Genomic DNA, 25453 nt, shown 5'->3' on the forward strand with positions numbered 1-25453 from the left:
CCGCGTCGCAGCGACCGCGCCGAGCGCCCGCTCCCGGCTCGACCGCGCGGGGGTCAGACGGCCGCGCCGGGGCGCGTGGCCGCCTCGAGGAGCTCGAGCACGTGGACGTAGTCCTCGCCCGTGGCGCGGGACATGCCCATCTCGCACGTCCGGTTGCTCGACACGTACGCGTCGAAGCGACCCTCGGGGAGCCTGCCGGCGCGGTGCGCGACCTCGTCCGCCTCGGCGCGCGTCGCGCCCGCGGTGAGCTCGGGGTGCAGCATCCCCCGGTCGCCCGCGAACCCGCAGCAGCCCCAGGCCGTCGGCACGGTGGCGCGCTCGGCGACGGCCTCCGCCACGGCCCGCAGGTCGTCCACGGCGCCCAGGTGCACGGTCGCGCACGTCGGGTGCACGACGACGTCCCCCGCCCGCGCGACGTCGACCCCGCGGGCCGCGAGGCCGGGCAGCACGTCGGTGCGCACGAACGTCACGGCGTCGACGACCCGCAGGCGGGCGAACCGGTCGCGCGCCCGCTCGTCGCGCGGGTCCGTCCCGGTGAGGTGGCGCGCCGTCTCGACGAGGCCGTGCGTGCAGCTCGATGCGTCGCACACGACCGGCAGCTCGCCCTCGCGCGTGGCGACCCACAGCGCGTCCACGACCTTGCGGGCCATGGCGGCCGCGCCGTCGGGCAGGCCCTTCGACGACCACGGGGTGCCGCAGCACAGGCCGCCGATCCCGTCGGGGACCACGAGCCCCACGCCCGCCCGCTCGCACAGCGCCCGGAACGCGGCCTCGGCCCCGACCGGGCGGCTCGCGCCGTCCCCGCCGCACGCGCCCGCGGGCAGGCCGGCCCCGGCGGGCGCGAAGAGCTCGCCCATGCACGACGCGAACAGCACCGCGCGCGCGGAGGCGTCGCCGCCGTCGGGCACGACGGCCGTGGTCCCGCGGCGCGGCCCCGGGCCGGGCAGGTCGGCGTCGACGCGCGGCACGACGTCCGTCCCGACGACCCCGCGGGCGACGTCGGACGCGACGCGCACGAGCGGCGTCGGGAGCGCTTCGACGACGCCGAGCGCGGCGCGCAGGCCCGTGACCACGGTCCCCCAGTGCTCGGCGGCGGCCGCTCCCCCGCGCTGCACGAGCCGCGGCTGTGAGCGCGCGCGGTGGCCCTTCATGACGACGCCCGTGTCGATGCCCACGGGGCACGCCTCGACGCACAGCGAGTCCGCGGCGCACGTCGCGACGCCCTGGTAGGCGTACTGCCGCTCGAGCTCACGGCGCTCCGCTGGCGGCGCGGCGGCCATCTCCTTGAGCAGCGCGATCCGCTGGCGCGGCGTGGTCGTCACGGTGCGCGACGGGCAGCCCGGCTCGCAGTACCCGCACTCGACGCAGCGGTCGACGAGCGCCGCGTCGTCCCCGCCCGCCGACGACTCGACCTTGAGGTTGCGCAGGTGCTCGTGGTCGTCGTCGGTGAGCACGACGCCCGGGTTGAGCAGGCCGTGCGGGTCGAGCAGCCGCTTGACCTCGCGCATGACGGCGTAGAGCTCGTCGCCGTACTGGCGCCGCACGAACGGCGCCATGATGCGGCCGGTGCCGTGCTCGGCCTTGAGCGTGCCGCCGTGGCCGAGCACGAGGTCGACGAGGTCGTCGCTGAACGCCGCGTACCGGTCGAGCTCGGCGCGGTCGCCGAGGCGCGGCGTGATCATGAAGTGCAGGTTGCCGTCCTTGGCGTGCCCGAACGTCACCGCGTCGCCGTAGCCCCGGCGCTCGAAGAGCGCGCCGAGGTCGCGCACCGTCGCGGTGAGGTCGGCGACGGGGACGGCCACGTCCTCGAGCAGCGCGGTGCTGCCCGCGGGCCGCGCGCCCGCGACGGCGGTGTACAGGCCCTTGCGCACGCGCCACAGGCGCTCGCGCGTCGCGGCGTCGGTCGTCACCGTGGCGGGGACGGCGAGGGAGCCGGCGAGCGAGCCGACGACGTCGCGCGCCGCCTCCTGGAAGGGCGCGAGGCCCTCGGGGGTCGCGGCCCGGTACTCCACGAGGAGCGCGGTCTGCCGGTGGATCCCCGCCCCGGAGGCGAGCGAGCGCATCGAGGGGTCGGCGGCCGGGTCCGCCGCGGCCACGCGGAGCGACGCCGCGTCGAGCAGCTCGATCGCCTCCGCGCCCGACGCGACGAGCGGCACGAGCGCGTCCGTCGCGTGCTCGAGCGAGTCGAGCACGAGGAGGGTCGTCGCGGCGTGCGCGAGGAGCGGCACCGTCCGGAACGTCACGTCGGCGACCCAGCCGAGCGTGCCCTCGCTCCCGACGAGCAGGTGCTCGAGGATCTTCACGGGCTCGTCGTGGTCGAGGAACGCGTTGACGGAGTAGCCCATCGTGTTCTTCATCGAGAACTGGCGCTCGATCTCCGCGCGCGCCGCCGCGCTGCCCCGCACGCGGTCGCGCAGCTCCGCGAGACCGCGGTGGATCGCGGGCTCGGCGGCGCGCAGGCGCGCGTCGGCGTCGGGCGCGCCCGTGTCGACGACCGTCCCGCTCGCGAGCACGACCGTCATCGCCTCGACCGTCCGGTACGCGGTCCGCGCCGTCCCCGACGACATGCCCGACGAGTTGTTCGCCACGACCCCGCCGATCGTGCACGCGATCTCGCTCGCCGGGTCCGGGCCGAGCCGGCGCCCGTGCCGCAGCAGGTGCGCGTTGACGAGCCGCAGCGTCGCGCCGGGCTCGCAGCGCACGCGCTCGCCGCCGTCGAGCACCTCGACCCGGGTGAAGCGCGTGCGCGTGTCGACGAGCACGCCCGCGCCCGACGCCTGGCCGGACAGGCTCGTGCCGCCGGAGCGGAACGTCACCGGCAGCCCGCGGCGGGACGCCTCGCGCATCGCGGCGACGACGCCGTCGCGGTCGTGCGCGCGCACGACGACCTCGGGCCGCAGGAGGTAGTGCGACGCGTCGTGCGCCTGCGCGACCCGCGTCAGGAGGTCCGTGCGCAGCTCGAGGCCGGGCGTCTCGACGGCGGTCACGGGCGCGTCCGGCGGTCGTAGCCGAGGCGGTGGGGCTGCACGGCCTCGTACGTCGCGCGCAGGTTCGCGGTCGTGCGGTCGTACAGGCGCTGCGCGACGCGCACGAACAGGAAGTCGACGAGCGCGAGCTGCGCGATGCGGCTCGACAGGGCGCCGGACCGGAACTGCGTCTCGCGCGCCGTCGTGGTGAGCACGAGGTCCGCGTGCTCGACGAGCGGCGACTCGGGGAAGTTCGTCACGGCGACGGTCGTCGCGCCGCGGTCGCGCGCGATGCGCAGGGCGTCGTTCGTCTCGACGGTGAGCCCGCTGTGCGAGACGCCGACGGCGACGGCGCCCTCGGCCAGGAGCGCGGCGGACTGGAGCTGGACGTGCGGGTCCGGCGACGCGAAGCACAGCAGCCCGATGCGCTGGAGCTTCTGCGCGAGGTCCTGCGCCGTGAGCCCGCTCGACCCGACACCGAACAGGTCGATCCGCGTCGCCTGCGCGACCGCGGCGGTGACCTGCTCCAGCGCGTCGAGGTCGAGCATGCGCGCCGTCTCCTCGATGGTGCGCGCCTCGTGGAACGCGATCTTCGTGACGACGTCGTGCAGCGTGTCGTCGGGGTCGATCTCGCCGTGCGCGACGTTCGCGCGCTCCTGCTCGACGGCGCGGCGGCTCGTCGCCTGCGCGAGGTCGATGCGGAACTCCGGGTACCCGGCGTACCCGACCGCGCGGCAGAACCGCACGACCGTCGCCTGCGACGTCCCGACGAGCGCGGCGAGCTCCGTGATCGTCTTGCCCACGACGGCCGCCGGGTCGGCGAGCACGGCCTCGGCGATGCGCGCCTCGGCGGGCCGCAGGCTCGGCAGGGCCTGGCGGATGCGGACGAGGCCGTCGGCGGTCATGGAGTCTCCTCGGCGGTGGTCGGGTGCGGGGCGGTGCCGGGCGCGCCCGGCGGCAGGGCGGTCGGTGGCGCGGCGGTCGGTGGTGCGGCGGTCGGTGGCGCGGCGTGGTCGCCGAGCGTGAGCCAGGGCGCGTGCTCGACGACGGAGCCCGGCTCGGTCGCGAGGCGCGCGGCGAGGTGCAGCGCGCCGTCGAGCGGCGTGCCCGCAGGGTCGACGAGCGCGACGTCCGGCCGCAGCACGGCGAGCCGCGCCCGGAACGCGTCGGTGAGGAGCGGGCCGATCCCCAGCACCCCGCCGGTCGCGGCGGCGAGCGGCGGGACGCCGTCGACGAGCGCGGCGGCGAGCGTCGTCGCGAGGTGGGTCCCGGCGCCCGCGAGGACCTGCCGCGCGACGGGGTCGTCGGCACGGGCGGCGGCCGCGACGTCGGGCGTGAACGACGCGAGCACCTGGGCGCGGTCGGGGCGCGTGTAGAGCTGCCCGGGCCACGACGGCACCGGGCCGAACCGCGCGACGGCGGCGGCGAGCAGCGCCGCCGAACCGCCGGAGTCGCGGCCGTCGTGCGCGGCGACCGCGGCACGCAGCCCCTGCGCGCCGATCCACGACCCGGAGCCCAGGTCGCCGAGCAGGTGGCCCCACCCGTCGACGCGGTGCCACACGGTCCGCAGGTCGGTGCCGAGCGCGATCGCCCCCGTCCCGACCGCCACGACGGCGCCGGGACGGCCACCCAGCGCGCCGAGGTGCGCGGTGAGCGCGTCGGCCGCGACGGCGGTACGCGGGCCGGGCCGGACGGACGGGTCGCCGTCGACCCCGAGACCTTCGGCGGGAGGCAGGCCCGTGCGCAGCGCGGCGTGCAGCTCGGCGGGATCGCGCACGAGGGACGCGAGGCCGGTCGCACCGACCGCGGCAGCGGCGACGCCGTCCGCGGCGAGGGTGGGGACCGCGTCCCGGAGCCGGTCGAGGAGGTCGCGCACGACGTCCGCGGCGTCGCTCCCCGTGGGCCCGATCGCGACCGGTCGGCCGGTCAGCGCGACGTCGTCCGCTTTCGCACCGGAGCCCGCCGCAGCGGGCAGGCGACGGGCGAGGAGGCGGCTCCCCGACCCCCCGACGTCGAGCCCGACGACCCACGGCCCCCCGGGCGTGCTGCTGCTCACGGGGCCAGTGTGGCACAAAGTTTCACAGCAGAGAGTCAAAAGGGAGATTCTTGCCAGGATGTCCGGGCCGCGTGCGCTCACCGTACGCCGCCCGGCCCGCCGCGGGAACCCCCGCCGCGGTCATCCGTGCTCCGGGTCGTTCCGCAGCACGAGGGCGGCGACCTGGGTGCGCGACTCCACGCCGAGCTTGGCGATCACCCGGCTGACGTGCGTCTTCACGGTGGCGAGCGAGATGAACAGCGCCGCGCAGATCTCCGCGTTCGACATCCCCCGGGCGAGGGCGCGCGCGATCTCGCGCTCGCGCGGGGAGAGCGTCGCGAGGGCGTCGACCGCGGCGCTGTCCGGCGGTCGGGTGTTCTCGGCGGCGAGCGTCATCACCCGCCGCAGCACCGCGGGCGCGAGGACGGGCCGCCCCTGGGCCGCCGCGCGGACGGCGTGGGCGAGCTCGTCGGGCGGCGCGTCCTTGAGGAGGAACCCGCACGCCCCGGCACGCAGGGCGCGCACGACGTGGTGGTCCGTGTCGAAGGTCGTCAGGACGATGATCGCCGTCTCCGGCCGGAGCGCGGTCTCGCGCGCCGTCGCGACCAGCCCGTCGCAGCGTGGCATGCGCAGGTCCATGAGCACGACGTCCGGCCGGCAGGCCTCGATGACGTCGCGCGCGTGGTCCCCGTCGACCGCCTCGCCCACCACGGCGATGTCGGGCTCGCCACCGAGCATCAGGCGCAGCGCCGAGCGGACCTCCGGCTGGTCGTCGACGGTGACCACCCGGACGACGTCGGGCGACGGGCGGCTCACGCGGCGGGCCAGGGGATCGTCACCGACACCACGTGCTCGTCGACGCCCGGGCGGACGCTGACGGACCCGCCCACGGCCCGCGCCCGTTCCTGCATCCCGATGACGCCGAGGCCCGGTCGGGGCGCACCCTGCCGCGGCCCCGCGAGAGCGTTGCGCACCACGATGGCCAGCTCACGGCCGGGAGCGCCGCTGATGGCGACGTCGACGCGCTGCCCGGGGGCGTGCCGCCGGGCGTTGGTCAGGCACTCCTGGACGATCCGGAACGAGTGCCGGCTGACGGTCGGGGGCAGGCGCTCGAGGTCGACGGCGCAGTCCGTCCGGGCGAGCGGCGTCTCGGCCACGAGCTCGTCGAGCCGGTCCAGGGTCGGCTGGGGCCGGTCGTCGTCCGACCGGCTCGGGCCCCGCGCGTAGGTGAGGAGCTCGCGCAGGTCGGCGAGCGCCTGACGGCTGCTGTCGTGCAGGGCGGCGACGGCCTCGTCCCGGTCCGCGGCGTCGAGGTCCGTCCGGTGCCGCAGGACGCTCGCGTGCATCGCGGTCACCGAGAGGCGGTGGGCGAGGGCGTCGTGCATCTCCCGGGCGATCTGCGTGCGCTCCTGGTGGCGAGCTCGCTCCTCGCCGAGGCGCTGCTCCTCCGCGGTCAGCCGGACCCGCTCGTGCAGCGCGGCGACGAGGTCCCGCCGCGCGCCGACCGCGAGGCCCGCGGCGAGCGCGACGGCGAGGACGACCGCGGTCGCGCCCACCGCGGCCACCACCTCCCACCACGGCAGCGCGACGCCGACCAGGTCGATCCCCAGGGCGGCCACCGTCAGGACGCCGACGAGCCAGACCGCCGCGACCGGCGCCAGCTCGCGCAGCCGGCGCCGGGTGGCGAGCGACCCGAACGCGAAGAGGGCCGCCGGCACCGCCGCGGTCGAGACGACGGCGAGCACGGCGAGCAGCAGGGCGACGAGGAAGGGCGCGCTGCGGCGCCAGAGCACGACGACCCACGCGGCGACCCCGAACGCGAGGTCGAGGAACAGGAGCGCGGCGAACCGCACGGGGTCGTCCTGCGCTCCCGGCGTGTCGACGCTGAGCGCGAAGTTGCCGAGGAACAGCAGGGCACCCGACAGGGCGACCGCGGCCAGGAGGCCGGTCTCGCGGAGGACCCGACGCCACGCCGGGCGCTGCGCGAACATGCTCACCGGAGCACTGTAGGCACCGACGAGCCCGGCGCCCCGGCTGAGGACGGGAAATCAGACCGATGACCGATACCGCGGCCCGAGCCGCCCGACCAGGCTCGACGCATGCACCCCTCGCTCGACGAGAGCCCCGTCCCGACGGCACCCGTGCCCGGCCCGCCGCTCTTCGGTCCCGTGTCCCAGCCCACGCTCGACAGCACGACCGCGACCACCTTCGCCTACCACCGGGCGGCCCGCGTCGACCTTCGCCCCGCACGGTGGTGGAGCCCGCTCACCACGTTCGGCGCGACGGCGCTCCTCTACCTCGCCTTCCTCGCCCCGGTCGCCGTCGTCGCGGTCGCCTACGCCGTGCTGGTGCCCTACCGGCCCGGGCTGCCGACGCCGTCCGACGACTTCTCCGACCCGCTCAACCCGCTGGACTGGGCGATCGGCCTCGGGCTCATCGCGCTCCTGCTGCCCGCCGTCGTGCTCGGCGTGCGCTGGGGCGGTCGGCGCCGCGGCACGATCCACTCGGTCACCGGACGGTTCCGGTGGGGGCTCGTCGGCAGCGCGGTGCCGCTCGTCGTGCCGCTCTACGGCGTCGTCACCGTGGGCGGGTTCCTGCTCCGGCCGCCGTCGGACCTCGCGACCCCCGCCGTGACCCCGGCCCTGCTGGTGAGCCTGGGGTGCATCCTCCTCCTCGGGCCGCTGCAGTGCGCCGCCGAGGAGTACGCGTTCCGCGGCCTGCCCCAGCAGATGCTCGGCACCTGGCTGCGCTCGCCGGTGTGGGGGATCGTCCTGCCGGTCCCGTTCTTCGTCGTCGGCCACGGGTACGACGGGGTGGGGCAGATCGGCATCGCGGCGTTCGCGCTCTGCACCGGGTTCCTCGTCTGGAAGACGGGCGGGCTCGAGCTGGCCGTGCTTGTGCACGTCGCCAACAACCTCTTCCTGTTCCTCCTCGCGCCCTTCAGCGCCTCGTCGATGGAGCAGGGCGCGATCGAGCCGCTCGTGCTGCTCGTCGACCTCGCGCTCCTCGGCAGCGCCACCGCCGTGCTCACGGTCTGGTTCTCCCGCCGCGAAGGGCTGCGGATCCTCGAGCCCTGCTGCGGCCGGATGCCGTCCCGGGGCTGAGGGCGACCCCGGCGCTCAGCGCGCGAGCCACTCCTTGCGCTCCGCGGGCGGCAGCTTCTCGACGGCGGCGCGCAGCACGTCGCGCGACATCGTGGCGGCCCGCTCCTCGAGGAACGCCCGCAGCCGCTCGGGCTCGACGTCGCCCGCGTGCCGGAGCATCCAGCCGACGCCCTTCTGGACGTACGGCTCCGGGTCGTCGAGCAGCATCGCCGACAGCCGGAACGTGTCGTCGACCTGGCCGCGGCGCAGGAACGCCGCCGTCGCGACGACGGCGGAGCGACGGCGCGGCCAGTCGGGCGCGCGCGCCAGGTCGTCGAGCACGTCGCGCGGGCGGTCGAGCAGCCACGTCCCCAGCACCTGGGACGCGGTGAGGTCCACGAGGTCCCACGTGTCGATGCGGTCGTGCCGGCGCAGGAAGAGCTCCACGAGCTCCGCGTGCCGCTCGACCGTCACGCGCCGGGCGGTCGCCGCCTTGCCCATGATCGAGCACCCGCCGGCCCGCACCTCGTGGATCCGGTCCTCGAGCAGCAGCTCGATCTGGTCGACCGGCAGGTCGAGGGCGTTCTTCGCGAGCACGAACACGTCGCCCATGCGTACCCCGGCGACGGTGCCGTCGCCCGGGAAGCTCCGGGCGGACGCGCGGCGCTGGGCCGCCGTCGCGCGGGCGAGCAGGTCGGCCCGGAAGTCGGTCGCCGTCGTGTACGGCGGCATCGTCCCTCTCCTCTCCTCCGGGCGCGTGCCCGGGGTCCTGTGCGTCGGGCGGCCCGTGCCCCCGGCGGTCCTGCGGCTCAGCGCGGCGCCATGCGGATGGCGCCGTCGAGGCGGACCACCTCGCCGTTGAGCATCGGGTTCTCCACGATCGCGCGCACGAGGTGCGCGTACTCCTCCGGGCGCCCGAGCCGGCTCGGGTGCGGCACCTGCGCCCCGAGCGACTCCTGCGCCGCCTCGGGGAGCGACGCCATCATCGGGGTGCGGAAGATCCCGGGCGCGATCGTCATGACGCGGATCCGGTGCTGCGCGAGGTCGCGCGCGAGCGGCAGCGTGAGGCCGGCGACCCCGGCCTTGGACGCGGCGTAGGCCGCCTGCCCGACCTGGCCGTCGAACGCCGCGACCGACGCCGTCTGCACGACGACGCCGCGCTCCTCGCCGTCGGGGTCGGGGCCGTCGGGACCGAGCGGGTCGAGGGCGAGCATGCGCTCCGCGGCGAGCCGGACGACGTTGAACGTGCCGACGAGGTTGACGTCGACCACGCGGCGGAACGCGTCGAGCGCGTGCACCCCGGACCGGCCGAGGACCCGCTGCGCGAGCACGATCCCGGCGCAGCTCACGACGACGCGCGCCCCGCCCAGGGCGTCGGCGGCGTCCAGGGCCCGCGCGACGTCGTCCTCGCTCGTCACGTCCGTGGGGACGAACCGCGCCGCGTCGCCGAGGCCCTCGGCGACCGCCGCGCCGTCGGACGACGCGAGGTCGGCGAGCACGACGCGCGCGCCGGCAGCCACCAGGCCCTCCGCCGTCGCGCGCCCGAGGCCCGACGCCCCGCCCGTCACCAGCGCGACCGCGCCCTCGATCCGCATCTCTCATCCTCCGTCAGCCGTGCGGGCTCCGTCGCCCGCCCCGCTGACCGTACCCAGGTGGAGCCGCAGGTCGCGAGATCGACCCGCCCGGCGGCCTCCCGGACCGCCCGGGCCGGGCCTCGCGGCCGCAGGCGCCCGGTGCGAGGGGCGTCAGTGCGCCGGCATCTCCAGGCAGCCGCCGTCCGCGATCGGACCCCCGGCCTCGAGGGTCACGGCGTCGGGCGCGACGCCCCCGAACACGCAGCCGCCGGGCACCGCGACGCCCACGCCGACGGTCGTCGCGACCTCGCCGGACGCCGTCGTGCCCACGACCTGCACGGTCTCGAACCCCGCGGCGGCGAGCGCCGCCGCGACCTCGTCGGCGTCGACCGCCGAGCCGTCCGCGACCGGGTCGAGCGCGGCGCGGACGGCGGGCACCGAGCGGGCCGCCTCGGCGTCGCGCTCGGGCGTGCCCTGGCGCTGGCGGTACGCCTCGTTCGACGCGTCGAGCGTCGCCTCGCGCCCGGTCCCGGCGCCGGCCGAGGTGCTCGCCGGGGCGCTCGCGACCGACCGCTCGGCGGAGGCGCCCCGCTGGTCGGCCCACGACCGCATCCCGACCGTCACGACGGCGAAGTACCCCACGACGCCGACGAACGCGAAGATCGCGATGCCCACGACCACGCCGACCACCGCCCGGGTCACGGGCGAGGTGGTGTCGGGGCCGTCGTCCGGTCCCCCGTCGTGTCCGTGGCCCGGGCCGTCGTCCGGCAGCCGCGTCGTCATGCCCCGAGTCTGTCCCGCGCGGGCGCGGGAGGCCACCGAGATTCCGCCGCTCCTACTGCTCGCGCGCGGCGCGGACGCCCTCGAGCCAGCGGTCGAACTCCTCCGCGAGCTCCTGCGGGGACATCCGGAGCGCCTCGGCCGGGCTCGTCGCCTCCCGGCCTGCGACGTACAACCGGCGCACCATGTCGGTCTTCGGGGTCCACGGGCGCATGGAGGCGTCCCTTCTCTCGGCTGCTGGCATCGCGCACATACTTCAGCACGCCACGGGCAGGCTCGCGCGCGCTCGACCGGGGGTGGGGACGGGTTCCGCACGACGTCACACCCGCGGTGCGAGGATGGGACGGGCCCGGACGCGCCGGCGCCTCGCCCGAGGAGGTCCCATGAGCCTGTACGACATCCCGTTCGACGCCATGGACGGGACGGCGCGCACCCTGCGCGAGCACGCGGACGACGTCGTGCTGGTCGTCAACGTCGCGTCGCGGTGCGGGCTCGCGCCGCAGTACGCGACGCTCGAGGCGATGCAGGAGAAGTACCGCGACCGCGGGTTCACCGTGATCGGGTTCCCCAGCAACCAGTTCCTCCAGGAGCTCGGCAGCAACGAGGCGATCCAGGAGTTCTGCTCGCTCACCTACGGCGTGACGTTTCCCGTGGTGGACCGTGTGCGCGTCAACGGCCGCCATGCGCACCCGCTCTACTCGGAGCTCAAGAAGACGCCCGACGCGGACGGCAAGGCGGGGCGCGTCACGTGGAACTTCGAGAAGTTCCTCGTCCTGCCGGGCGGCGAGGTGCACCGGTTCCGGCCGCGCACCCTGCCCGACGACCCGGCGATCGTCGAGCTCGTCGAGACGCACCTCCCCCGCTGACCGCGCCCGCTCCGGCCCGCCGCCCCCGCAGCCACGGCCACGGCCACGGCCGCTCAGCGGACGACGAGCGCCGGGTGCCGCGGGTCGTCGACCCGCACGACGACGTCCGCCACGTCCTCGGGACGGACCTCCTGCGCGTACCGGCCGTAGGCGGCGAGCGTCCACGCCGCGTCGGGCGCGGTGCGGCGCGCGAGCGTCGCGGGGCGCAGGGCGAGGTGCACGGTGAGGTCGAGCGCGAGGCCGAGGCCCAGGCAGAGCGCGCCGTCGAGCACGACGACGAGGCCCGGCTCGGCCTCGACGTACGCGGCGCGCGTCGACCGGCTCGTCGCGGGGTCGCGCAGGCTCGGCAGGTAGCGGCCGGTACCACCCGGCCCGACGGCATCCAGCACCTCGCGCCGGAGCCCGGCCACGTCGACCCACTCGTCGAGAAGAGCGTCGGGGTCCTCGCGCCCGCGCTCGAGGCGCAGCGACGCGGGACGCCAGAAGTCCTGCACGCGCACGCGCGCGACCGGGCGACCCGCCGCGCGCAGCGGCGCGACCAGACGATCCGCGAGGTCCTCGGGCCGCGTGGAGGGGTGGCCGTCGACGAGGAGGCGGACCGCCCGGGGCTGCTCACGCCCGACGGCGAGCACGCGCTCGACCACCCGGTCCACGAGGACGTCCTCGCTCAGCGGCTCGACGCGCACCGGCTCGACCCGCCTCGGTTCGGCCCGCACCGTTCGACCCGCCCCTTCGACCGCACCGCGTCAGGATGCCACGGGCGGCGCGACCGGGTCCGCGCGCTCGGCCAGCCACGCGCGCGGCGAACGGCCGACCCGGTGGCTGAACGCGCGCGAGAACGCGGCGGGCGTCGCGTACCCGAGCTCGGTCGCGGTCCGGCTCACCGAGGCGCCCGCCCGGAGCCGGTCCTGCGCGACGGTGAGGCGCCACCCGGTCACGTAGTCGCCGGGCGGCTGCCCGACGACGGCGGTGAACCGGGCCGCGAACGCGCTCCGCGACAGGTGCGCCGCGCGCGCCATCGACGCGAGCGTCCACGGCTCCCCCGGCGCCTCGTGCACCGCGACGAGCACGGGCGCGAGGCGCTCGTCGGCGAGGCCGGGGAGCAGCCCCGGCGGGAGCGCGAGGTCGTCGGCGTGGTCGAGGATCCACCGGAAGAGCTGCACGAGCACGACCTCGAAGAGCCGGTCGGCGAGGACGCGACGGCCGCAGCGGACGTCGTCGATCTCGCGGAAGAGCAGGTCGAGCGCGGGCTCGAGCCCCGCGACGTCGGCGAGCGGCAGCACGAGCACGGGCGGCAGCGTGCGCACGAGCGGGTGGGTGGCGCCGCCCTCGACGTCGAGCGTCGCGCACGCGAAGTCGGAGTCCGCGGTGGGTGCGTTGTGGAACGCGTGGTCGAGCGGGCGCGGGTAGAAGAGCAGGCTCGGGCGGTCGACGCTGCGGCGCTCGACCCGGCCGTCCGCGCCGACGTGGGTCATGTCCATCTCGCCCCGCCGGAGCACGTGCAGGAACCCGCGCCCGGGCCGCGCGTCGAACGTCGTGACGCCGCACAGCGGCCCGGTGTGGAAGAGGTGCGTCCGCACGCGGAACCGCTCGAGCAGGTGCGAGAGCCGGTCGACGGGAGCCATCACCCCAGGATGCCAGACGATCGGACACGTTCCGAGGACGATTCGTTCCCCGTCGTCCGACGCGAGCGACCAGGCTGGACTGCGTCGGCCCCGCCCGGGACCGGCGTCCCCGCACCCGGAGGAGATCCCCGTGTCCCGTGTCCCCCTCCTCAGCCCCGAGTCCGCCACCGGCCCCGTCGCCGACGGGCTCGACCAGATCCGTGCCGCGTTCGGCGGCGTCCCGGCGATGTTCCGGGCGGTCGCGAACTCGCCCGCCGCCCTGCAGAGCATGTGGGGTGCGTTCGGCGCCCTCGGCACCGGCACGCTCGGCGCGGCCGTCGGCGAGCAGATCGCCGTCGCCGTCGCGAACCGGAACGCGTGCGAGTACTGCCTCGCCGCCCACACCGCGCTCGGGCGCAAGGCCGGCGTCGCGCGCGACGACCTCACCGCCGCGCAGGACGGCACCGCGTCCGACCCGCGCGTCGAGGCGCTGCTGCGCTTCGCGCTCGCCCTCGTGGACGAGCGCGGTCACGTGACCGCGCAGGACGTCCAGGCGGTGCGCGACGCGGGGTGGACCGACGAGCAGGTGGTCGAGGTCGTCGCGCACGTCGCGCTCAACCTGTTCACCAACTACGTCAACGTGGCGCTCGACGTCCCCGTCGACTTCCCCGCCGTCGGCCTGCGCCGCGCCGCCTGAGAGGAGCCACCGTGCCGTCCCGCCCCGCCGCACCGTCCCGCCCCGCCGCACCGTCCCGACCTGGCGACCCGCGCTCCCCCGTGCCGGCCCCGGGGCCCGCGAGCGCCGTCGTGCTGGAGGTGCGCACCGGCGGGGTGGGCACGGTGGCCCACCGCGGGCGCGAGGTGCCGACGGCGTTCCGCAAGCGGCCGCGCCTCGGCCCCGTCGCGGTGGGGACGGAAGGGCTGGAGGGCGACGCGCAGGCCGACCGGCGCGTGCACGGCGGCCCCGAGAAGGCGGTGTGCGTGTACCCGGTCGAGCACTACGCGGCGTGGCGCGACGAGCTCGGCGCGGACCTCCCGCCCGGCGCGTTCGGGGAGAACCTCCTGACGCGCGGGCTCACCGAGGACGACCTGCTGCTGGGCGACGTGCTCACGCTCGGGACGGCGACCCTCCAGGTGAGCATGCCGCGCCGCCCCTGCTACAAGCTCGCGGCGGTCCACGGCCTCGTCGACCTGCCGGACCGGGTCCAGACGTCGGGTCGCACGGGCTGGTACCTGCGCGTGCTCACGCCCGGCACGGTGCGGTCGGGCACGACCGCCGTCGTCGTCGACCGGCCGCGCCGGAGCGCGACGGTGCGCGAGGTCAACCGCGTGATGAACCTCGACCGCGACGACCTCCCGGCCGCCGCGGCGCTCGCCGCGCTCCCGACGCTCCCCGCGCGCTGGCGCGACACGCTCGCGCGCCGGCTCCGGGGCGGGACCGAGGACGACCGGGCGCGGCTGCGGGGGCCGCTCGCCGAGGGTCCGTAACGCCCGCCGCTCAGGCGTGGGGCGGCGCACCGCCGTCGGACGCCGCGGCCTCGTCCGCGCGCGGCAGGCGGACGACGAGCAGGCACGTGTCGTCCTCGTCGCTGCGGCCCCCGGCCTGGTCGAGCAGGTGGTCCCGGACGGCGGCAGCGTCCGCGTCCGCCGGGGCGCGGCCGAGGGCCCGCGCGAGCTCCGCGACGCCCTCGCGCTGGCCCCGGGCGCGGGACTCCACGAGGCCGTCGGTGTACAGCGCGAGCACGCTCCCGGCACGCGGTCGCAGCCGGGCGGCCGTGACGGGCCGGGGCGTGACGACCCCGATCGGCGTGGTGAGCGACTCGTCGAGCGGGCGGACGGCGCCGTCGGGCGTGCGGAGCAGGGGCGGCGGGTGGCCGGCCCGGCAGTAGACGAGCTCGCGCCCGCCGTCCGCGTCGGGCGGCCCGAGCGTCGCGACGACGCACGTCGCGACGTCCGCGAGGCCGAAGCGCTTCACGAGCCCGTCCAGGCGCTCGACGACCTCCTCGGGCGTCGTGCCGTCCGCGGCGACGCTCAGCAGCGCCGACCGGATCTGGCCCATCGCCGCCGCGGCGTGCATGTCGTGCCCGACGACGTCACCCACCACGAGGAGCACGCGGCCGCCGGGGAGCTCGAGTGCCTCGAACCAGTCGCCGCCGACCGCGGCGCCCGACGCGCCGGCCGCGGGCCGGTAGACCACGGCGACGTCGAGGTCGTCGAGCGGGGCGAGGCGAGGCAGCATCCGCTCCTGCAGGGTGTGCGCGGCGTCGCGCTCCCGCTCGTAGAGCCGCGCGTTGTCGAGCAGGAGGCCGATCCGGTGCCCGAGGTCCTCGAACATCACGGCGTCCTCGTCACCGAAGAACCCGGCCTGCGGGCTGACGACGGCGAGCACGCCGACGACCCGGCCCCGGGCCCGCAGCCCCACCGACATAGCGGAGCCGAGCCCGAGCGCGCGCATGGCCGCGAGCTCCTCCTCGTCCGCGTGCGGCGAGACGAGGTCGGGCGTGACGTCGAACGGCCGCGCGAACCGCGCGCCGCCCCCGAGCACGTCGACCGCCGCGAGCGACCGGTCGGCCCAGCCGGGCGTCCGGGACAGGCGCCTTGCCGCAGCGGCGAGCGCCGGGTCGTGCGACGCGACGTCGGTGCGCGAGCGACGGTCCGGGTACGTCACGACGACCGCCCAGCCCGAGAAGACCTCGGCCACGGCGTGCGCCGCCTCGGCCAGCACGTCCTCGACGTCGAGGAGCTCGCCCAGCCGCTCGACGAGACGCGTCGTCGTGGTCAGCCGACGGTTCGCGGAGATCGCCGCGTCGAGAGCCGCCTCGCGGGACCGCTCCGCCTCGACCCGGGTGGTGACGTCCGCCTGGACGCCGACGAAGTGAGTGAGGGTCCCGTGGTCGTCGTGGACCGGCGAGATGGTGAGCTGGTTCCAGAACGCCGTGCCGTCCTTGCGATAGTTCAGCAGCGTCTCGCCCACCGTGCTGCCGTCGTCGACCGCGGCGCGGATCCTCGCGACCGCCTCGCGGTCGGTGCCCAGACCCTGGAGGAACCGGCAGTTCGTCCCCAGCACCTCGTCCGCGGTGTAGCCGGTCGTCGCCGTGAACGCGGGGTTGGCCCACACCAGCGGCATGCCGGGAGCGCGCGCGTCGGCGATGGTGAACGAGACATCGCTCGCGGACATCGCCCGGCGTTCGAGCGCGACGGCGAGCCGCTCCGCCTCGGCCAGGGCGGCGGCCGGGGGGTCGGACGAGGAGGTCGAGGTGGCCACGGGGCGCCTCACGGTCGGACGGCGGGCGTCCTGTGCTCGAACGCCCGGAACACTGTCGCACGTCGCGACCGTCCGTGAGGACCCGCTCCGGGAGGGCGGCGGTGCGTCGGCCGCAGTTGTGCCCGACCGCCCGGCGGTCAGAATGGACACGTCCGGGAGACGAGGCGGAACCGCATGACAGTCGAGGCACGGGTCCTCGTGGTCGAGGACGACCGCATGCTCGCGGACATGCTCGTGGAGCTCCTCGGGAGCGAGGGCTACGCCGTCGAGGTCGCGCACGACGGCCAGCGCGGGCTCCACCTCGGCCTCGCGCGCGAGTACGACCTGCTGCTCCTCGACCGTGGCCTGCCCGCCGTCGAGGGGCTCGACCTGCTCGCCCGGCTGCGCTCGCGCGGCGTCACGGCGCCCGCGCTCGTGCTGTCGGCGCTCGGCAACCCGGCCGACCGTGTGGCCGGCCTCGACGCCGGGGCCGAGGACTACGTGGGGAAGCCGTTCGACGTCGACGAGCTGCTGGCGCGGCTGCGCGCGCTGCGCCGGCGGGGCCAGGCGTCCCCGGCGGCGGGCGCGATCCGCCTCCCGGGCGGCACGCTCGACCTCGGGACCCGCCGCGTGACGACGGACGCAGGCACGACCGCCGACCTCTCGGCGCGCGAGGCCGCGCTCGCCGAGGTCCTCGCCCGGCACCCGCACCAGGTCTTCGGCCGGGACGAGCTGCTGGAGCGCGTGTTCCCCGAGGCGTCCGACCCGGGGGTCGTGGACACCTACGTGTACTACCTGCGCCGCAAGCTCGGCCGCCGCGCGGTCACGACCGTGCGCGGGCTGGGGTACCGGTGGGGCGCACTGTGATCACGGGCGCGGAGCGCGACCTCCTGCGGCGCACGAGCCGGCGCCTCGCGGTGCAGACGGGTCTCCTCGTGCTCGTGAGCCTGCTCGTGGTGGCGGCGGTCGTCCTCGCCGTGGTGGCTCGCGCGCTCGGCGAGGCGGACGACCGTCGGCTCGAGTCGGCGGCGTCGGCCGACGAGGTCACCGACGCGGGCCCAGGGACCTGGGTCGCCGTGGCCTCGCCGCGCGGTGTCGAGGCGTCGCCCGGGATGCCGGCCGGCCTGCCCGACCTCGGTCTCGTCGAGCAGGTGGCACGCACGGGGACGAGCGCGCGGGAGCGGGTGACGACCTCGGCAGGCACGTTCTGGGTGCTCACGGTGGAGCGTCGGGACGGCGTCGTCCAGGCCGTCCTCGACCCGTCCGAGACGCGCGAGGAGCTGGCGCGCCTCCTCCTCGCGCTCGGTGTCGCGACGGCCGTCGGGGTCGTGCTCGCCACCGTCGGGGGCTGGTGGCTCGGGCGTCGCGCCGTCCTCCCCACGGCGCAGGCCCTCGCGATGCAGCGGCGCTTCGTGGCGGACGCGAGCCACGAGCTGCGGACCCCCCTCACCCTGCTCTCGACGCGCGCGCAGCTCCTGCGTCGCCGGCTCGAACGACCGGGCCCGGGGACGGCGGAGCAGGTGGCGCGCGACGTCGACGGGCTCCTCGAGGACACGGCCGCGCTCAGCGACGTGCTCGACGACCTGCTGACGGCCGCGGACACGCGGTCCGTGGACCTCGTCCCCGTCGACCTCGCGGCGCTGGCCGACGCCGTCGTGCGCTCGGCCGAGGCGCGCGCGGCGTCGCGCTCCGTCGCGCTGCGGCGCGCGGGGACGGACGACCTCACGGTCGCGGGGGCGCCGGCCGCGCTGCGCCGCGCGCTCACCGCGCTCGTGGACAACGCGGTCGACCACGCGACGCACGAGGTCGTCGTCACGGTGCGGCGCGCCGGGTCGGCCGCGCAGGCGCTCGTCGACGACGACGGACCCGGGCTGGGCGAGGACGCCGGCGACCTGTTCGCACGCTTCGCCTCGCGCCGCCCCGGGCCGGCACCCGACGAGGGCGGGCGCCGCCACTACGGGCTGGGGCTCGCGCTCGTCGCGGAGGTCGCGGCCCAGCACGCGGGCACCGTGGAGGCGACGAACCGCCCCGACGCACCGCACGGGGCCCGTCTCGTGCTCACGCTGCCGCTCGGCCCGCCGGCCCGTCGCTGACGACCGTCCCGTCCGGGAGGACGGCGAGCACGAGGGCGGCCCCCTGGTCCACCGCCCACGCGACCCCCTCCTCGCCCAGCGCGAGGACGCTCGTCGCGAGGACGTCGGCGGTCGTGAGGTCGGGCGCGACGACGGTCGCCGACAGGAGCCCGCGCGCGGCGGCACCCGTGCGCCCGTCCCACACGTGGAGACCGCGCTCGTACGTCCCCGACGTCGCCACCGCGCCGTCGTGCAGCTCGACCCGCGCCACGAGCCCGTCCACGCGCGCCGGGGAGCGCACGCCCACCACCCAGGGCCGGCCGGGCTCCGGCCCGCCACGGACGGCGACGTCCCCGCCGGCGTTGAGGCACAGGTCGGAGAACCCCGCGGCGACGAGCCGGTCCACCGCGCGCTGCGCGGCCCAGCCCTTGACGACGCCGTCGGTGTCGAGCGTGCCGTCCGGCCGGTGCACGTCGAACGCGCCACCGCTCGCGACGCGCGCGGCCTCCGCGAGGTCGAGCACCTCGCGCAGGTCCCGGGAGGGGCGCGCGACGAGCCCGCGCCGGTGGCGGGACAGCTCGCTGTCCGCGCGTCGCCCGCTGAACCGCGCGTCCGCGGCGTGGAGCACCGCGAACGCCGCGCGGGCGGCAGCCTGCGCACGCTCGTCGTCGGGCGCGCGCAGGTCCAGCGACATCGGCAGCCCCATGACCGTCTCCGTCCGGCGCACCGTCAGCCCCGCGCGTCGATCGCGGCCTGGAGGGACTCGCGGTAGCCCTCGGAGGTGTAGGTCGCCCCGGAGACGGTGTCGATGCGCGCGGACTGCGCCCGCACGGCCTCCTGCGCGAGCAGCGGCGTGGCGCGCGCGGAGATCTGGGAGCTCTCTCCCCCGCTGGGCGACCGCACGGTCTGCACCGCGTCGAGGTGCGTCCCGGTGAACGTCACCGCGACCTGCACCGGCCCGTACCGCGTCTGGACGACCGACCCCGTCACGGTCGCCCGCGTCGGGTCGGGCGTGCCGGTGCCCGGGCTCGCCGGGGACGTGCCCGGGTCCGTCGAGCCCGCGGTGGAGGGGGCCGGCGTCGGGGTCGTGGGGGTCACGGGCTCCGACCCCGCGACGACGGCGGCGGGACCAGCCGACGTCGCGGACCCGTCCCCGGCGAGGCCCGGCACCCCGCCGTACCGCGCGAGCGCGGCGGCCCCGAGCGCGAGCACGCTGCCCGCGTAGACGATCGTCCCTCTCCAGCGGCGTCCGGTCATGACAGGCTCAGCTCCTCGTGGTGGACGGCGGACCGCGGCACGCCCGCGCGGCGTGCCGAGTCCTCGACGGTGGCGACCATCGCGGGCGGACCGCACACGAACACGTCGCGCGACGCGATGTCGGGGACCAGGGCGTCGAGCCGCCCCGGGCCCAGGGGGTCGTACCCGAGGTCGGCCCGGCGGCCCACGACGGGCAGGTACGTGAGCGGCGCGTCGGCGAGCTCGTGGCCGAGGCCGAGGTCCGCCCGGGACCGGGCGCGGTGCACGACGACGACGTCGTGACCGCGCGCGACCAGGTCCTCCGCGAGCGCCCGCACGGGCCCGACGCCCGCGCCCCCGGCGACGAGCAGCACACCGCGGCGTCGCGCCCGGGCGGCGGTGAAGCGGCCGAACGGTCCCTCGAGGAGCACGCGCGTCCCCGGCCGCAGGTGGGCCACCGCGCGCGAGTGGTCGCCCAGGCCACCGACGGTGAAGCGCAGGTGCTCGCCGTCGGGCGCGACGGAGACCGAGTAGGGGTGGGCGGTGACGACGTGGCCCCGCGCGAGGAAGCGCACGAGGAAGAACTGGCCCGCCCGTGCCCCGGCGTCCGCGAGCGCCGGACCCGACACCCACACGCTCGTCATCCCCCCGGCCTCCGGCACGACCGCGCTCACCCGCGGCGCGTCCCGGAGCACGCCCAGGAGCGGCAGCACCACGCGCCACGTGAGCAGGGCCGCGGCGGTGCCCGCGTAGAGGAGCACCCAGGCGGCGCGGGCCGTCGGGTCGGCGACGAAGTGCGCGCCCGCCGTGACCTGGTGCGCGAACGTGAGGTACACCCCGGCGTAGATCGTCAGGTGCACGAGGAACCACGCCTCGTACGACAGGTGCCGCCGCACGAGGCGCGCGCCGGACACCCCCACGACCACGAACAGGCCGGTGCCGACCAGCGCGGCCGTCATGTCCGGCTCCGCCAGCACGAGGGTGAGCGCCTGCCACCAGGACGCGGCCTGCGCCGGCAGGGCGGTCCCGGCCACCATGAGGAGCGTGTGCGTGAGGACGAGGAGCACGACGGCCGTCCCGAGGACGCGGTGCCACGCGACGAGCCGGTCCAGGCCCACCGCACGCTCGAACCAGGGCACGCGCCCGACGAGGAGGAGCTGGGCGCAGACCAGCACCGACGCGACGAGCCCCACGAGCTCCCCCACGCCGGTGAGCGCGCCGGCCGGGGACGCCCCGGCGGACGGCGGCGTGCCCCGCCACCAGAACGCGACGACGAGCACGAGGACACCGACCAGCACCGCCCACAGGACGACCGCGCCCGGAGCGGGTGCGCCCGCTCCGCGCCGTGCCCGGGCCGTGGCCCGGTCCTGAGGCTGGGCCTGCTGGGCCTGCTGGGCCTGCGGGGCCGACGTCCGGCGCGTCGTGAGGATGCTCATGCGAGACAGCGTGCCCGCCGATTCTCAGAGCATTCTCGGAGACGGTGCCGGTGATCCGGGGTCCGACCCTCTCGTCCGCCCGTGGGCGGGTGGACGCCGGGTCTCAGCGGGACGACGCCGCCGGCACGAGCGGCTCGCCGACCTCCGCGGCGGGTGCCGACCGGGACGGTCCGGGCGGCGTCTCGTCCCTGCCCGGGCGGGTGGCGAGCAGCGCCCAGAGGATGCACGCGAGGTCGACGACCTCCTGGAGCCACGCCCCCGCGAGCGCGGGGAGCCGCCCCGTCGCGGCCACGACCATGAGCAGCCCGGACAGGGCGATCCCGATGCCGATGGCCTGCCACGCGACCCGCACGGTGCGGCGGCCGATCCGCACGGCGCCGACGGTGCGCGCGAGGTCGTCGCGGACGACGACGGCGTCCGCGGACTCGGTCGCCGCCGTCGAGCCCCGTGCGCCCATGGCCATGCCGACGTCGGCCACCGCGAGGACCGGGGCGTCGTTCACGCCGTCCCCGACCATCATCACGGGGCGGTCCGGCAGCGCACGCACCGCGTCGACCTTGTCCTGCGGGAGGAGGCCGGCGCGCACGTCGTCGATGCCCACCTGGTCCGCGACGTGCCGGGCGGTCGCCGCGCCGTCGCCGGTGAGCATGACGGTGGTCCGCACGCCCGCGGCGTGGAGGGCGGCGACGGTGGGGCGGGCCTCGGCCCGCAGCTCGTCGGCGAGGAGCACGGTCCCGGCGTACGCGCCGTCGACGCCCACGTGGACGGCGCTGCGGCCCGCGCCGGGCACGGGGACGCCCGCGGGCGCGCCCGCGGTGACGAAGGCCAGCCGACCGACCGCCACCGCGTGGCCGTCCGCCGTCGCGCGGGCTCCCCGGGCGGTCTCCTCCGTCGCGTCCCGTGCGGCGGGCAGCGCGAGGTCCCGCTCCTGGGCCGCGCGGACGATCGCCGCCGCGAGCGGGTGCACCGAGTACTGCTCGACGGCGGCCGCGAGCGCGAGCACGCGGTCCGGCGTGCGGTCGCCCGCGGGCAGGACCTCCACGACGACCGGCGCCCCGTGGGTCAGCGTGCCCGTCTTGTCGAACGCGACGGTGCGCACGCGCGAGAGCTGTTCGAGCGTGCCCGCCGACTTCACGATGATCCCGTTCCGGGCCGCGCGGGACATGCCGGACATGAAGGCGACCGGGGCCGCGATGATCAGCGGGCACGGCGTCGCGACGACGAGCACCTCGGCGAAGCGGGTCGCCTCGCCGCTGAGCGCCCACGCTGCGCCCGCGAGCGCGAGGGCGGCGACCGTGAACGGCACCGCCACGCGGTCGGCGAGGCGCACGAACGGCGCCTTGGACTCCTGCGCCTGCTTCACGAGCTCGACGATCGCCTGGTACTGCGAGCCAGCGGCCGTCGCGGTCGCCCGGACCTGCGCCGCTCCGCCGCCGTTGACCGACCCGGAAAGCACGACGTCCCCGCGCCGGTGCTCCACCGGGAGCGACTCCCCGGACAGCGACGACTCGTCGAACGTGGCCGCCTTGCTGAGCAGGACGCCGTCCACGGGAACGACCTCCCCTGGCCTAACCCACACCTCGTCGCCGGGGCGCACGTCGTCGACGGGGACGTCCTCGAGCTCCCCGCCGGGCCCGGCCCGGTGGGCGACGCGCGGGGCGCCGGCGAGCAGGCTCGACAGCTCGCGCCGCGCGCGCCCGTTCGCGTAGTCCTCGAGCGCCTCGCCGCCCGAGAGCATGAGGCACACCACGAGGGCGGCCCAGTACTCCCCCACGAGCACCGTGGCCGTGACGGACAGGACGGCGAGCAGGTCGACGCCGTACGTGCCCGCCCGCAGGTCCGCCACCATGCCGCGCGCCCGGACCACGACGAGCACGAGCGCGAACGCCGAGACCACGACCTGGGCCGAGAGGGCCGGCCCCCAGGCCTCGAGCACGCCGGCGAGACCACCCACCGCCACCGTGGCGACCACCCACGGGTAGCGCCGGGCGGCCTCCGTCACGCGGCGGCCCGGTCCGGTCATGCCTCCAGGGTGGGCATGCGCCGGGACGGGTCGCCAGGGCCGAACGGCCGTGACCGCGGGGACCAGCGGGCAGCGCCCCGCGGGTCAGACGACCGGCAGGCGCAGCGCCTCGCCGAGCGGGACCGACGGGCCCTGGAACGGCACGGCGTCCTGCTCGCACGTCGCGCCGTCGGTCGCGTCGAGGTCCACGAGGTACCGCGCGACGGCGGCGTCCGCGCACGCGCTCTTGCCGATGATCGTGTGGCCCCAGCCCTCGACGGTGAGCACGCGGGCGTCGGGCCAGCGGTCCGCGTAGGGCTGCGTGAACCCGTACGGCGTCGCGGGGTCGAACCGGGTGCCGACCACGAGCACGGGGGCGTCCGTCGTCTGGTCCCACGGGCCCGTGAACGCGTCGCGGTCCTCGACGGGCACGAACTCGCACTGGACGCCCACCCAGCCGCGGAAGCGCCCGAAGTGCGGGTACTGCGCGTCGAGCGCGTCGACCTTCGCGGGGTACTGCCACGGGCGGCCGGGGGTCGTCGTGTCGACGCACAGGCTCGCGAGCGCGCCGCCGACCGACGCGTAGTCCTCGGCGAATCCGGCGCGGCGGAGCAGCTCCCCCAGCGAGGGCAGGGCGCCGAGGGTGCGCTGCCGGTCCGCGGCCGCGGGCGGCTCGACGGCGCCGCTCAGCACGGCGAGCGACGCGAGCGTGAGGTCGAGGTCGCCCCACGCGACGGGCTCGTACAGGTACTGGAAGACGAGCGCGACCGTGTCCGGGTAGCCGACGCGCACGCTCGTGCCGTCGGGGAGCGGCACGTCGACGGGCGCCCCGCGGAGCGCGGCGTAGGTCGCCTCGACGACGTCGGCCGGGTCGCCGAGCGACGCGAGCGCGCACGCCGACGGCCCCGCCTCCGCGCACAGCCGCGTGAACTCGCCGAACGTCTCGGTCGCGCCGGCGGCCTGCCCGATCCGGGCGCCGATCAGCTCGCGCGACCCGACGCCCGACCACGCGTCGACGTCCATCGTGCCGTCGAGCACGAGGGCGCGGACGCGGTCGGGGAACAGCGCCCCGTACGTCGCGCCGAGCACCGTGCCGTAGGAGTACCCCACGTAGCTGAGCTGCTCGTCGCCCACCGCCTGGCGCAGCAGGTCCATGTCCCGCGCGACGTTCGCCGTCGACGCGTGCGCGATCCGGTCGCCGGAGAACAGCGTGCACGACGCCCCGAACGCCGCCATCTGGCCGAGGTAGCGCGCCTCCTCGCGGTCGGTCACGGGGAACGCGGGCAGGCCCGCGAGGAACGCGTTCTCCCGCTCCTGGTCGCGGAAGCACGTCGCGGGGTCGGACGTCCCGACGGCGCGCGGGTCGAACCCGATGACGTCGAACCGCGCGAGCACGTCGTCGTCGAAGAGCGAGCCCCCCAGCAGGTGTAGCGTCTCGACACCCGGCCCGCCCGGGCCGCCGAAGTTGGTGAACAGGCTCCCGATCCGCTGCTCGGGGTCGGACGCCGGGAGCCGCGTCAGGCCGATGGTCGTCGTACGGCCGTGAGGGCGGTCGTAGTCGGTCGGCACCTGCGCCGTCGCGCACTCGAACGCCTCGAGGCCGTCGCCGTCGCAGGGGCCCCACGCGATCTCGGGCACGGGTGCCTCGACCTGGGCGGCCGTCGTCGTGGCGGGTCCGGTGCGGGCCGACGCCGTGGCGGCACCGGTGCGGGCTGGCTCACCCCCCGGGCCCGCGACAGCCGCGGCGGGGACCCCGCCGAGCAGGAGGACCGCCGCCAGCGACGAGGCGGCGGCGCGGACGGTTCGTGTCGTCATCGATCGCGAAGTCATCGCTCCCCATCCGACCACGGCCCCGCGAGGAGCGCACCCGGACCTGTGCGGCCGAGCACGCCGGGCCACAGCACGGGTGGTACCACTATTGGTACCGTAGGTCTTGTGACGAAGCGAGACAAGGTGCTGGACCGCATGCGGAACAGCCCCGGCAGCGTTCGCTTCGACGAGCTCGCCGCCGTGTGCGACCACTACTTCGGCGAGCCCAGACGCAGCGGGGGCTCGCACCACGTCTATGCCATGCCGTGGCCCGGTGACCCCCGGGTCAACATCCAGAACAGCAACGGCCGGGCCAAGGCCTACCAGGTCAGACAGGTCCTCGAGGCGATCGACAGGCTCGAGGCCATGCACGAGGAGAACGACTCCACGGAGGAGGAGAAGTGAACGCCGCCGAGCACTACAGCTACCGCGTGTCCTGGTCCGCAGACGACGGAGAGTTCGTCGGTACGGTTCTCGAGCTACCCTCCCTCTCCTGGCTCGAGCCCGAGTCGGCCGCCGCGTTCGCCGGGATCCGGAAGCTCGCCTCCGAGGTGGTCGAGGACCTCGCAGCCTCTGGCGAAGAGGTCCCCGAGCCCCTGTCCGAGCGCCACTACTCCGGCGAGTTCCGCGTGCGGATCCCCCCGGCCATGCACCGTCGGCTCGTCGAGGAGGCTGCCGCGCAGGGCATCTCGATGAACCGTCTCGCCAACCACAAGCTCTCAGCCTGAGACAGCACGCAGCCCGCG

At 76.7% G+C, this 25453-nt stretch carries 25 protein-coding genes; 8 read left to right on the forward strand and 17 right to left on the reverse strand.

Features of this window, described 5'->3' with window-relative positions:
• Positions 1-53: 53 nt before the first annotated feature.
• The 5 genes from ACI769_RS09560 to ACI769_RS09580 all read right to left on the reverse strand — a co-directional run bounded on the left by ACI769_RS09560 (position 54) and on the right by ACI769_RS09580 (position 6992).
• Complete coding sequence (locus ACI769_RS09560; protein ID WP_409141516.1) at positions 54-2987, reverse strand: FAD-binding and (Fe-S)-binding domain-containing protein; 2934 nt, start codon at positions 2985-2987, stop codon at positions 54-56.
• Positions 2984-3871, reverse strand: a complete 888-nt coding sequence (locus ACI769_RS09565) for a MurR/RpiR family transcriptional regulator (RefSeq protein ID WP_021482220.1) — start codon at positions 3869-3871, stop codon at positions 2984-2986. The genes ACI769_RS09560 and ACI769_RS09565 overlap by 4 nt, the downstream gene beginning before the upstream one ends.
• The gene (locus tag ACI769_RS09570) at positions 3868-5022 is read right to left on the reverse strand and encodes an N-acetylglucosamine kinase (protein ID WP_409141517.1); all 1155 of its coding nucleotides are present in this window, start codon (positions 5020-5022) and stop codon (positions 3868-3870) included. The genes ACI769_RS09565 and ACI769_RS09570 overlap by 4 nt, the downstream gene beginning before the upstream one ends.
• Positions 5023-5142: 120 nt before the next feature.
• Positions 5143-5817 (reverse strand): response regulator transcription factor, encoded by a 675-nt coding sequence (locus tag ACI769_RS09575; RefSeq protein ID WP_043652811.1) that lies wholly within the window; start codon positions 5815-5817, stop codon positions 5143-5145.
• Entirely contained in the window at positions 5814-6992 is a 1179-nt protein-coding gene (locus ACI769_RS09580) for a sensor histidine kinase (protein WP_409141561.1), read from the reverse strand. The genes ACI769_RS09575 and ACI769_RS09580 overlap by 4 nt, the downstream gene beginning before the upstream one ends.
• A gap of 108 nt (positions 6993-7100) precedes the next feature.
• On the opposite strand from ACI769_RS09580, the gene ACI769_RS09585 reads away from it, so the two are divergent.
• Entirely contained in the window at positions 7101-8105 is a 1005-nt protein-coding gene (locus tag ACI769_RS09585) for a lysostaphin resistance A-like protein (protein ID WP_409141518.1), read from the forward strand.
• Positions 8106-8120: 15 nt separating this feature from the next.
• Here the strand turns inward: ACI769_RS09585 and ACI769_RS09590 are convergent, their stop codons facing one another.
• From ACI769_RS09590 to ACI769_RS09605, 4 genes are all read right to left on the reverse strand, one after another.
• A complete protein-coding gene (locus ACI769_RS09590; RefSeq protein WP_061268167.1) occupies positions 8121-8816 on the reverse strand; it encodes a DNA alkylation repair protein in 696 nt (231 codons plus the stop codon).
• Positions 8817-8893: 77 nt separating this feature from the next.
• On the reverse strand, positions 8894-9679 hold the full coding sequence (locus ACI769_RS09595; RefSeq protein WP_085387013.1) for an SDR family NAD(P)-dependent oxidoreductase: 786 nt from the start codon (positions 9677-9679) through the stop codon (positions 8894-8896).
• A gap of 150 nt (positions 9680-9829) precedes the next feature.
• Complete coding sequence (locus ACI769_RS09600; RefSeq protein WP_409141519.1) at positions 9830-10441, reverse strand: DUF6993 domain-containing protein; 612 nt, start codon at positions 10439-10441, stop codon at positions 9830-9832.
• 52 nt (positions 10442-10493) lie between these two features.
• Complete coding sequence (locus ACI769_RS09605; protein ID WP_021483806.1) at positions 10494-10652, reverse strand: hypothetical protein; 159 nt, start codon at positions 10650-10652, stop codon at positions 10494-10496.
• A 169-nt stretch (positions 10653-10821) separates the two neighbouring features.
• Here ACI769_RS09605 and ACI769_RS09610 point away from each other — a divergent pair, with 169 nt between their 5' ends.
• Positions 10822-11304: a glutathione peroxidase gene (locus ACI769_RS09610; protein WP_194521519.1), complete on the forward strand. Its 483-nt coding sequence runs from the start codon at positions 10822-10824 to the stop codon at positions 11302-11304.
• 53 nt (positions 11305-11357) lie between these two features.
• On the opposite strand, the gene ACI769_RS09615 is transcribed toward ACI769_RS09610, so the two are convergent.
• The gene (locus ACI769_RS09615) at positions 11358-11990 is read right to left on the reverse strand and encodes a uridine kinase (protein ID WP_043652819.1); all 633 of its coding nucleotides are present in this window, start codon (positions 11988-11990) and stop codon (positions 11358-11360) included.
• A 60-nt stretch (positions 11991-12050) separates the two neighbouring features.
• Positions 12051-12929: an AraC family transcriptional regulator gene (locus tag ACI769_RS09620; RefSeq protein ID WP_043652821.1), complete on the reverse strand. Its 879-nt coding sequence runs from the start codon at positions 12927-12929 to the stop codon at positions 12051-12053.
• A 130-nt stretch (positions 12930-13059) separates the two neighbouring features.
• Between ACI769_RS09620 and ACI769_RS09625 the strand changes: the two genes are divergently transcribed.
• Together ACI769_RS09625 and ACI769_RS09630 are read left to right on the forward strand one after the other, a co-directional pair.
• Positions 13060-13605 (forward strand): carboxymuconolactone decarboxylase family protein, encoded by a 546-nt coding sequence (locus tag ACI769_RS09625; protein WP_043652824.1) that lies wholly within the window; start codon positions 13060-13062, stop codon positions 13603-13605.
• A gap of 11 nt (positions 13606-13616) precedes the next feature.
• Positions 13617-14396, forward strand: a complete 780-nt coding sequence (locus ACI769_RS09630) for an MOSC domain-containing protein (protein ID WP_198285588.1) — start codon at positions 13617-13619, stop codon at positions 14394-14396.
• Positions 14397-14406: 10 nt separating this feature from the next.
• Here the strand turns inward: ACI769_RS09630 and ACI769_RS09635 are convergent, their stop codons facing one another.
• Positions 14407-16173 carry a SpoIIE family protein phosphatase gene (locus tag ACI769_RS09635; protein WP_409141520.1) on the reverse strand — a complete coding sequence of 589 codons (1767 nt, stop codon included), beginning with the start codon at positions 16171-16173 and terminating at the stop codon, positions 14407-14409.
• Between the two features lie 174 nt (positions 16174-16347).
• Between ACI769_RS09635 and ACI769_RS09640 the strand changes: the two genes are divergently transcribed.
• Both ACI769_RS09640 and ACI769_RS09645 read left to right on the forward strand, forming a co-directional pair.
• Positions 16348-17019, forward strand: coding sequence for a response regulator transcription factor (locus tag ACI769_RS09640; protein WP_085387006.1), 672 nt, complete (start codon positions 16348-16350; stop codon positions 17017-17019).
• Positions 17004-18245, forward strand: coding sequence for a HAMP domain-containing sensor histidine kinase (locus ACI769_RS09645; protein WP_128957692.1), 1242 nt, complete (start codon positions 17004-17006; stop codon positions 18243-18245). The genes ACI769_RS09640 and ACI769_RS09645 overlap by 16 nt, the downstream gene beginning before the upstream one ends.
• Here ACI769_RS09645 and ACI769_RS09650 read toward each other — a convergent pair.
• The 5 genes from ACI769_RS09650 to ACI769_RS09670 form a co-directional block, all read right to left on the reverse strand.
• A complete protein-coding gene (locus ACI769_RS09650; RefSeq protein WP_076404591.1) occupies positions 18211-18930 on the reverse strand; it encodes an FAD:protein FMN transferase in 720 nt (239 codons plus the stop codon). The genes ACI769_RS09645 and ACI769_RS09650 overlap by 35 nt on opposite strands.
• A 23-nt stretch (positions 18931-18953) precedes the next feature.
• Complete coding sequence (locus ACI769_RS09655) at positions 18954-19481, reverse strand: FMN-binding protein (protein WP_043652828.1); 528 nt, start codon at positions 19479-19481, stop codon at positions 18954-18956.
• Entirely contained in the window at positions 19478-20896 is a 1419-nt protein-coding gene (locus ACI769_RS09660) for a ferric reductase-like transmembrane domain-containing protein (protein ID WP_085387004.1), read from the reverse strand. Before ACI769_RS09660 ends, ACI769_RS09655 begins: the two co-directional genes overlap by 4 nt.
• A gap of 103 nt (positions 20897-20999) precedes the next feature.
• Complete coding sequence (locus tag ACI769_RS09665) at positions 21000-22919, reverse strand: heavy metal translocating P-type ATPase (protein WP_409141521.1); 1920 nt, start codon at positions 22917-22919, stop codon at positions 21000-21002.
• An 84-nt stretch (positions 22920-23003) separates the two neighbouring features.
• Positions 23004-24713 carry an alpha/beta hydrolase gene (locus ACI769_RS09670; RefSeq protein WP_409141522.1) on the reverse strand — a complete coding sequence of 570 codons (1710 nt, stop codon included), beginning with the start codon at positions 24711-24713 and terminating at the stop codon, positions 23004-23006.
• Between the two features lie 120 nt (positions 24714-24833).
• On the opposite strand from ACI769_RS09670, the gene ACI769_RS09675 reads away from it, so the two are divergent.
• Both ACI769_RS09675 and ACI769_RS09680 read left to right on the forward strand, forming a co-directional pair.
• Positions 24834-25112 (forward strand): toxin HicA, encoded by a 279-nt coding sequence (locus ACI769_RS09675; protein ID WP_157446550.1) that lies wholly within the window; start codon positions 24834-24836, stop codon positions 25110-25112.
• A complete protein-coding gene (locus ACI769_RS09680; RefSeq protein WP_043652837.1) occupies positions 25109-25435 on the forward strand; it encodes a type II toxin-antitoxin system HicB family antitoxin in 327 nt (108 codons plus the stop codon). The genes ACI769_RS09675 and ACI769_RS09680 overlap by 4 nt, the downstream gene beginning before the upstream one ends.
• The last annotated feature ends 18 nt before the right edge of the window (positions 25436-25453 follow it).

Source organism: Cellulosimicrobium sp. RS, assembly GCF_046159675.1.
Lineage (GTDB): Bacteria > Actinomycetota > Actinomycetes > Actinomycetales > Cellulomonadaceae > Cellulosimicrobium > Cellulosimicrobium funkei.

Excerpts from the sequence above, each read along its gene's own strand:
- ACI769_RS09670 (WP_409141522.1), bottom strand. The coding sequence starts at position 24,713 with ATGACGACACGAACCGTCCGCGCCGCCGCCTCGTCGCTGGCGGCGGTC.
- ACI769_RS09620 (WP_043652821.1), bottom strand. The coding sequence starts at position 12,929 with ATGGCTCCCGTCGACCGGCTCTCGCACCTGCTCGAGCGGTTCCGCGTG.
- ACI769_RS09605 (WP_021483806.1), bottom strand. The coding sequence starts at position 10,652 with ATGCGCCCGTGGACCCCGAAGACCGACATGGTGCGCCGGTTGTACGTC.
- ACI769_RS09580 (WP_409141561.1), bottom strand. The coding sequence starts at position 6,992 with ATGTTCGCGCAGCGCCCGGCGTGGCGTCGGGTCCTCCGCGAGACCGGC.
- ACI769_RS09640 (WP_085387006.1), top strand. The coding sequence starts at position 16,348 with ATGACAGTCGAGGCACGGGTCCTCGTGGTCGAGGACGACCGCATGCTC.
- ACI769_RS09595 (WP_085387013.1), bottom strand. The coding sequence starts at position 9,679 with ATGCGGATCGAGGGCGCGGTCGCGCTGGTGACGGGCGGGGCGTCGGGC.
- ACI769_RS09565 (WP_021482220.1), bottom strand. The coding sequence starts at position 3,871 with ATGACCGCCGACGGCCTCGTCCGCATCCGCCAGGCCCTGCCGAGCCTG.
- ACI769_RS09585 (WP_409141518.1), top strand. The coding sequence starts at position 7,101 with ATGCACCCCTCGCTCGACGAGAGCCCCGTCCCGACGGCACCCGTGCCC.
- ACI769_RS09665 (WP_409141521.1), bottom strand. The coding sequence starts at position 22,919 with ATGACCGGACCGGGCCGCCGCGTGACGGAGGCCGCCCGGCGCTACCCG.
- ACI769_RS09590 (WP_061268167.1), bottom strand. The coding sequence starts at position 8,816 with ATGCCGCCGTACACGACGGCGACCGACTTCCGGGCCGACCTGCTCGCC.
- ACI769_RS09610 (WP_194521519.1), top strand. The coding sequence starts at position 10,822 with ATGAGCCTGTACGACATCCCGTTCGACGCCATGGACGGGACGGCGCGC.
- ACI769_RS09600 (WP_409141519.1), bottom strand. The coding sequence starts at position 10,441 with ATGACGACGCGGCTGCCGGACGACGGCCCGGGCCACGGACACGACGGG.
- ACI769_RS09650 (WP_076404591.1), bottom strand. The coding sequence starts at position 18,930 with ATGGGGCTGCCGATGTCGCTGGACCTGCGCGCGCCCGACGACGAGCGT.
- ACI769_RS09660 (WP_085387004.1), bottom strand. The coding sequence starts at position 20,896 with ATGAGCATCCTCACGACGCGCCGGACGTCGGCCCCGCAGGCCCAGCAG.
- ACI769_RS09655 (WP_043652828.1), bottom strand. The coding sequence starts at position 19,481 with ATGACCGGACGCCGCTGGAGAGGGACGATCGTCTACGCGGGCAGCGTG.